The 7,334-nt window shown below is 37.8% G+C and carries 5 protein-coding genes; 2 read left to right on the top strand and 3 right to left on the bottom strand.

The genetic code is table 11. The features are described 5' to 3' along the window. Positions 1–276 precede the first annotated feature (276 nt). The 3 genes from nth to zupT form a co-directional block, all read right to left on the bottom strand. Positions 277–924, bottom strand: coding sequence for an endonuclease III (gene nth, locus ACRD7B_RS18820; protein WP_430826182.1), 648 nt, complete (start codon positions 922–924; stop codon positions 277–279). A gap of 207 nt (positions 925–1,131) precedes the next feature. Next, positions 1,132–3,447 (bottom strand): TonB-dependent receptor, encoded by a 2,316-nt coding sequence (locus tag ACRD7B_RS18815; RefSeq protein WP_430826181.1) that lies wholly within the window; start codon positions 3,445–3,447, stop codon positions 1,132–1,134. A gap of 15 nt (positions 3,448–3,462) precedes the next feature. After that, positions 3,463–4,272 carry a zinc transporter ZupT gene (zupT, locus tag ACRD7B_RS18810; RefSeq protein ID WP_430826180.1) on the bottom strand — a complete coding sequence of 270 codons (810 nt, stop codon included), beginning with the start codon at positions 4,270–4,272 and terminating at the stop codon, positions 3,463–3,465. Positions 4,273–4,484: 212 nt separating this feature from the next. On the opposite strand from zupT, the gene ACRD7B_RS18805 reads away from it, so the two are divergent. Both ACRD7B_RS18805 and ACRD7B_RS18800 read left to right on the top strand, forming a co-directional pair. After that, positions 4,485–4,856: a hypothetical protein gene (locus tag ACRD7B_RS18805; RefSeq protein WP_430826179.1), complete on the top strand. Its 372-nt coding sequence runs from the start codon at positions 4,485–4,487 to the stop codon at positions 4,854–4,856. 16 nt (positions 4,857–4,872) lie between these two features. Continuing rightward, positions 4,873–6,942 carry a tetratricopeptide repeat-containing sensor histidine kinase gene (locus ACRD7B_RS18800; protein WP_430826178.1) on the top strand — a complete coding sequence of 690 codons (2,070 nt, stop codon included), beginning with the start codon at positions 4,873–4,875 and terminating at the stop codon, positions 6,940–6,942. Positions 6,943–7,334: the final 392 nt, after the last annotated feature.

The raw sequence follows: 7,334 nt of genomic DNA, 5'->3' as shown, positions 1-7,334 counted from the left end.
ATATCATTAAAATTATAGTTAACAAAATTAAAGTAAAGTTAATAGTTGTTAAAGTTTTCGTTAACCACTAGGGATAAAAAAAAGAAGGACAGATTAAAAAATCTGCCCTTACCTTAAATCAGCTAACTAAATCCAATTTTTATGAAAATCCCTTCTGCAAAGGTGCTAATTATATTGAAACAACTACAAACTATCGCCGTTAATAATTGTTAAACATCAAGCCGAAACTATAAGTTGCATATTACTTATAGATTAAAACCAGCAACTGAAATACAATTAAGCATTGAGCACTTCTTTTTCGTAATATTTGCAACACTCTTTTAATCCGCATTTTGCACACTTTGGTTTACGAGCAAGGCATACATATCTACCATGCAGAATCAACCAATGGTGCGCAACAGCCAATAATTCTTCCGGGAAATATTTAACCAATTGCTTTTCTGTTTCCAGAGGCGTTTTTGAATTAGTACTTAAACCAATGCGTGCTGCTAATCGAAACACATGCGTATCAACAGCCATGGCAGGTTTTTCGTACACAACAGATGCAATAACATTGGCTGTTTTACGACCCACACCAGGCATTTTTTGTAATTCTTTTATATCGTCTGGTACAACATTATTAAAATCATTGACCAGCATTTTTGCCATACCAACCAGATGTTTGCTTTTATTGTTAGGATAACTGCATGAACGAATGTATTCAAACACCTCTTCGGGTGTGGAATCAGCTAAATCGTGAGGCTGTGGATAACGTTCGAATATAGCAGGTGTTAATTGATTCACACGCTTATCGGTGCATTGAGCTGATAGGATAACCGCAACTAACAATTGATAGGGATTCGAGTAATGCAGCTCGGTTTCAGCCACTGGCATATTCTTCTGAAAATATTCAATTACCTTCTCGTAGCGTTCTTTCTTTAGCATCCTTAATAATCTTTATAATAATTCATCACAATGAATAATTGACTCAATTTCTAAATCAACGGTTCGACAAGCTCACCGCGAGACACACTTTTACAGCTTATAACCTGTCATCACAACGGTTCGATATACTCACCACAAGTCGACAAGCTCATTGCAACGCATTTCCAAATCGACTCATCTTCAAATTGAAATATTTTCAAATCAGAATTATAAACTCATTAACTTCAGCCCTAAATAAACTGTACGCGGACGAGATGGTCCATAAACATAGTTACTATCTCGATCTTTGCCTGTATCAAAATCATCTTGATATTCGTTAAATATATTCTGAACACCGCCAAAAAATTCAACGCCGACACCAACTTTTCGCCAGTCAAGGGCATATGTTAGTTTAATATTGTTTTCGAGAAATGATTTGGATGTTCGCAATTCAGGGCCATTATAATAGGGCACCAGCATAGGACCAGTATAAACACCGGATAGTGCTGCTTTGATTCCCCATGCTGGGCTGTATGTTAATGTGTAATATCCATAAGAATCTGGCGAACGCAAATAGCGTTTGCTACCTTCTGTCCCTGCTGACCATTCGACCACTTCGTCGTATTTGCTCGATTGAACCGTAATACCAGTTTCTAATTGCCAAAGACGATTATAATTACCACGTAATTCAAAAGTTACTCCCTGCACTGTTGAATTACCACCATTACGTTTCTCTAATATGGTATTATCATTCTCATCTTTATCTTCTAACTCTTCCAAAACAAAGGCATCGTATAAACGCGTATAGAATCCTTCGAGCGTAACACCCCAAATGTAAGATTCGGTTGGCTTATCGTAGTTGACAGAAGCACTTAAACTTTGTGATTTCTCTTCGTGCAAATCAGGTGCTAATTGAATGCGCTGTACTTCACCTGCAGCAAAAGCCATATGTAAATCAGAATCAAAAGCCTGCGGTGGACGAAAACCAGTTGACCAAGATCCACGCAATTGCATTCCATTATGTTTGTACAAAGCAGATATACGTGGGCTCCAGATTACTTTATCTACCATGTTATGCTTATCAGCCCTAATACCTGTTAATAGATTAAACTTCTTGGTTAATTCCCAATCACTCTGAAAATAGGCTCCAAAATTACGTGTGGTCTGATTAATACCTCCATTTTCTCCGTATGCCTTAATTTCATCCTTCACCATGTCGTAATTATACTCAGCGCCAAAAGTCAAATTATTCTTGCCCGATGTAAAATCCGGTAAGAGGTGGTTCATCTGTACACCTCCCATGTATGTCTGGTTATCCGTTATACCATAAGGCGGAAGTTCAATATGTTTCCAATAATCTTCTTCCTTCGTTTCTTTATCAGGTTTAATACCCGTGTAGTGATCACGGTCTGTTTTCTGTCCTGCCAGGAAAGCCGCAAAAGAAGATTGGTTATCGTTAAAATTGAAGCTATAATCCAAACCACCCATTAATACATTATGCGTGCGTTCTTCAGTTTGCTCCGCCAAATAAGCGGGTAGATCTTCGCGATCACCACCACGGCGATACTCGTGCATACTTGACAAGCTCAACTCAATCTTGTGATTGGGTGCCGGCAATAAAAAGGATGTAAAACCAAATGAATTGTTTTTGAGAACAGGCAATTCACTAAAACCATCATCGTTATGATCGTAGGATTCGCGATTACGGTGTGAGGCAAATAGAGTTAATCCTGCATTACGTCGATCGCTCAATACGCCCGCATTGGCATACAGTTGTCGGTCGCTAGCTTGTCCATTAATTACCGACTGCGTTGTTGAAGCCGAGAAAGAACTGGCATCAGGCACTTTGGTGATCACATTAACCGTTCCACCTATGGCACCTGCTCCATAAAGTGCAGAACCTCCCCCACGCACAACTTCTATGCGTTCAATCATGTTGGTTGGAATTTGCTCCAAACCATATAAACCAGTCAGCGGACTAAATACCGGGCGACTGTTAATTAATATCTGCGAGTAGCCTCCACCCAAACCATTCATACGCAATTGGGTATAGTTACACGTTTGACAATCTGTTTCCATACGTAAGCCCGGTTGAAAAGCTAGCCCCTCCGATAAAGTACCAGCCTGAAGCATTTCTAGCTTCTTCCCTTCTAACACATTCACCACAACAGCAGATTCTGTCTTTCGCTTAAAGGTTTTAGTTCCGGTAACAACAATATCATCCAGAGACATCACCTTTTCTTGCAATACAAAGTTAATCTCCAAAGATTTACCTTCAACAATGGTCACTTCCTTCTCAACGGGTTTATAACCCATTAAACTCGCTACTAATACATGCTTCCCGATAGGTAAATTTGTTAACATGTAGTGACCCGATAAATCAGTCATTGTTCCATATTGGGTATCTTTCAAATACACACTTACAAAGGGCAAGTGTTCATCTTCAGCTTTAACATCACCAAAAATGTTGGCATCTGTTTTTTGAGCTAAGGTCGTTCCAACTCCAATTAGGGCCATTAATAGTAGGCCTAGTAATTTCTTCATTCTATTTTTTATACTTTACAAAAACAATAATAAACTGATGGCCATTACGGCCATGCCGGCAAATAAGCCATAAACTGAAAGATGATGCTCACCGTATTCACGGGCCGATGGTAACAGTTCATCTAAACTAATAAACACCATAATACCGGCCACACCCGCGAAAATTATCCCAAAGGTCATGGGTGTCATAAATGGCATTAAGATAAGATAACCAATAAGTGCCCCGATGGGTTCGGATAATCCCGATAAAAAACTTAAGCGGAATGCTTTTCTACGGCTGCCTGTGGCGTAATAAATTGGTACCGAAACAGCTATACCTTCCGGAATATTATGAATAGCGATGGCGACAGCGATGGCAATCCCTAGGTTAGGTTCGTTAATGGCGGCAGTAAAAGTGGCTAAACCTTCCGGGAAATTATGGATGCCAATGGCCAGGGCGGTAAACATACCCATGCGCATCAGTTTCTTATCCTTCCCTTGTGGTTTACTTCCCATCTCCTCAACCGAATGCAATTCGTGGGGGTTTTCGGCCGATGGAATAAACTTATCGATAAGGGCAATGAACAATACGCCGCCAAAAAAAGCAATAACCGTATACCAATTTCCAGCAAGCTCACCATAACCTTCCACCAAACTTTCGCGTGCCTTCACTAATATTTCAACAAACGACACGTAGATCATTACCCCGGCAGAGAAACCCAAGGAAATGGCCAAAAATTTTGTATTGGTTCGTTTCGCGAAAAATGCCATGGCACTTCCAATACCCGTACTTAAACCAGCAAATAGTGTTAATCCAAACGCAAATAAGACATTATTTAGCTCCATAAACTGTATATATAATTAAGCTGCTTTTATTAGCTCGTGTAAAGGAATTGCATTTTTAATAAACAAGCAATAAACAAGTGCTTGAATTATAAGATACGCGCAAATACTAACGATTATTACCGAACATTGTTCCAAAAAATTCAAATCACGTAAAGAGAATGTCTTTTTTTTATATCTTAGTCTCCAATAACAACTATAATCTTATTAGCAATATGAGAAAATTTGTACCCTACGTTAATTTAGAAACTGTAAAAGGTTCTGATGGACGTATCGAAAAATTTATTATTAGAACCGTGACTTACTTGCCGGAAGACAGTAAAATAACAACTAGCGGAGAAGGTAAAATTGCAGACAATGTGCTTTACCGCCAATTACGCATTAACTACACCGGCACTTCCAATAAATTTGATTATTTTGGCGAAGACTTTACCATTGAGCGTGAGGATGTTGGTTTGTTGGAAAGAGGCGTGAATGTGAAAGTTGTATCTGCATCACTTGAGGCTCAACCAATGGCAAGAACATCGGCTGAAGGTGATGAAGGTGATGAAGGAACATCATTAGATTACAATGAAATTGAAGTATAATAAAAATATAAAAGCAATGAAATTGAAGGGCTCATTATTATACTTATGGGCTTTTCTTTTTTTCTTAATTAATAATATCGACGCTGTAGAAAAAAAACATCTGGCTGCTCCTACTAGCTCCAAAAAGAATGCGATATTTAAAACAGCTAAACACCACACTCAATCACATCTTAAAGAAGTTAATAAAGATAGTATTCCGATACTACTTAGGTCTGGTGTGAGAAACTCATCTGATTCAATTAGTAAATGTGTTTTCCTTATAGAGCTGGGTAAACACCTCTATAAAATCAAAAAATATTCGAATTCACTAGACACCTTGAAGTTAGCTCTTAAATTAAACAAGAGCATTGATTGTTCTATTGGCGAGGCCGATTCATATTTTTACATAGGAAAAGTTTATAGCAAACTTAAAAACACAACACTTCAAGTTACTAACATTAAGCAATCTATTCTTATTTACAAAACCCTTGGAGAGGTCAATAAAATTATACTAGCAAATTTAGAGTTAGCTTCTCATTTTTCTAAACGAGAAAATAATGAATATGCAAATATATATTTTAATGAAATAAACGAATGGCTATACCATACTTCTAATTTACACATTCAAAAAACGGTACTACTGCATTTAGGCAATCATTACATAAAAAATGGAAAATCAAAAGAGGCAATAGAAAACTATTACAAACTTGAATTACTTGCTACTTCTAACAACGATTATCGTATTCTAAGTATGGTATATAATAATTTAGGGGTACTGTATTTAAAAGAAGATAATCTAGAGAAAGCAAAAAAGTATTTAATAAAATCCGTTGAACTAAAAACGAAACACAAATACAACAATCTGGAAACTTGCTATTTAAATCTATACAAGATTTCTTCGATAAAAAATGAAACAAATGAAGCTAATCAATATTTTAAAATCCTTTCCTCTATGTTGAAGGACTCAACTCTTAAAAGTATTGACATATTAGATTTTTATTACAATTCCGTTTTTTATTTTAGCTTAATAAAACAGCCGAAAAAATCCCAATTCTACCTTAAGGAATATATTGAATTAAAAGACTCCCTCTCTAATCTAGCCTTCTCCGACAAGCTAATTGAGATGGAAAAAAGTTTTGAAATACAGGAACGAGATAAAGAAATAAGCTTATTGCAAAAAGAAGATGAATTAAAAGAAGCAAAACTACACAACCAGCTACTAGCCATAATATCCATAGCTAGCACTTTATTAATACTTCTCGTACTTGGTTACTTTATAAATCGTCAACGCTACCGCCTCAAAAAATCGGAGAAACACCTACATCTTCAAAAGAAGGAGATATCAGATATAAACGAGGCACTTAAATTATCGAACCTAAGTAAGGATAAATTACTATCGGTAATTGGGCACGACCTGCGTGGCCCTGTTGGTGGATTAAAAGAGTTGATTGAGCTATACATGGATTTGCCCAACTATGAGCCCAACGACATAGAGAACCTACTAAAAGCTGCCCGTGAGTCGTCAACCAGCACCTACCATTTACTCGAAAACCTATTGAGCTGGGCCAATTCGCAACGCGGCGAAATTGATTACAATCCGGTTGCCACACCTTTGTTACCATTAGTAAAACAAACAGTTGGTATACTCGATAGTTCCATCAACACTCGCAAAATTGCCTTCGAATACCAGATTGATCCACAAATAGTAGTTGATTCGGACATCAATATGTTGCGCACCATCATTCGTAACCTAGTATCCAATGCCGTTAAATATTCACCACCTGAAAGTAGCATAATCATTTCGGCGAATCTGAACTCAAAAGAAACGCTCATTTGCATTAGCGATAAAGGTTACGGCATGAGCGCCGACGAAACCCAGCAACTCTTTGAGAAGAAAGAAACCTACTTTATTGAATCGGGTCCAAATGCAAAAGGCAGTGGTTTAGGGTTAATCTTGTGTAAGGAGTTCGTTGAACGTCACGATGGTCGTATTTGGGTAGAATCGGAAAAAGACAAGGGTACCAAGGTTTGTTTTACTTTGCCTAATAGTAAAGCCATATCACATTCTGCCATTGTAGCTACTGAACAAAGCGAGGCGCTTTCATAACTTTATTTTTATCCGCGAATTGCACGAATTAAAACCCTGTTCGGCGTAGCGTCTCGCTACGTTGCTACAAACATGGCCTCTGGTCTAAAGTAAATCCCTTCCTAACTTTTCATTAAACCACAGGGTGGAATAATAACTTTAATTTTGCCCACGAATTACACGAATTTACACCAATTGTTTTCCTTAGGAAAGAATTACTAGCCATTTGGCGTAGCTAAACCATTTATTCTAAGGAACGGTTCTCTTTCTCAAGACGCCCATAAAGAACCGCTCCCTGTTCGGCGTAGCGTCTCGCTACGTCTTTACCATCATGGCCTCTGGCCTGAAGTAATCTCTTTCTAACTTTTCATTAAACCACAGGGCTGAATACTACGAGGTCGTTCCATTACTTT

Origin of the sequence: Carboxylicivirga fragile (assembly GCF_050589805.1) — a bacterium.
Taxonomy (GTDB): Bacteria; Bacteroidota; Bacteroidia; order Bacteroidales; family Marinilabiliaceae; genus Carboxylicivirga; species Carboxylicivirga fragile.
Note: the sequence above shows the minus strand (reverse complement) of the source record. Positions and strands in the feature narration are given on the sequence as shown.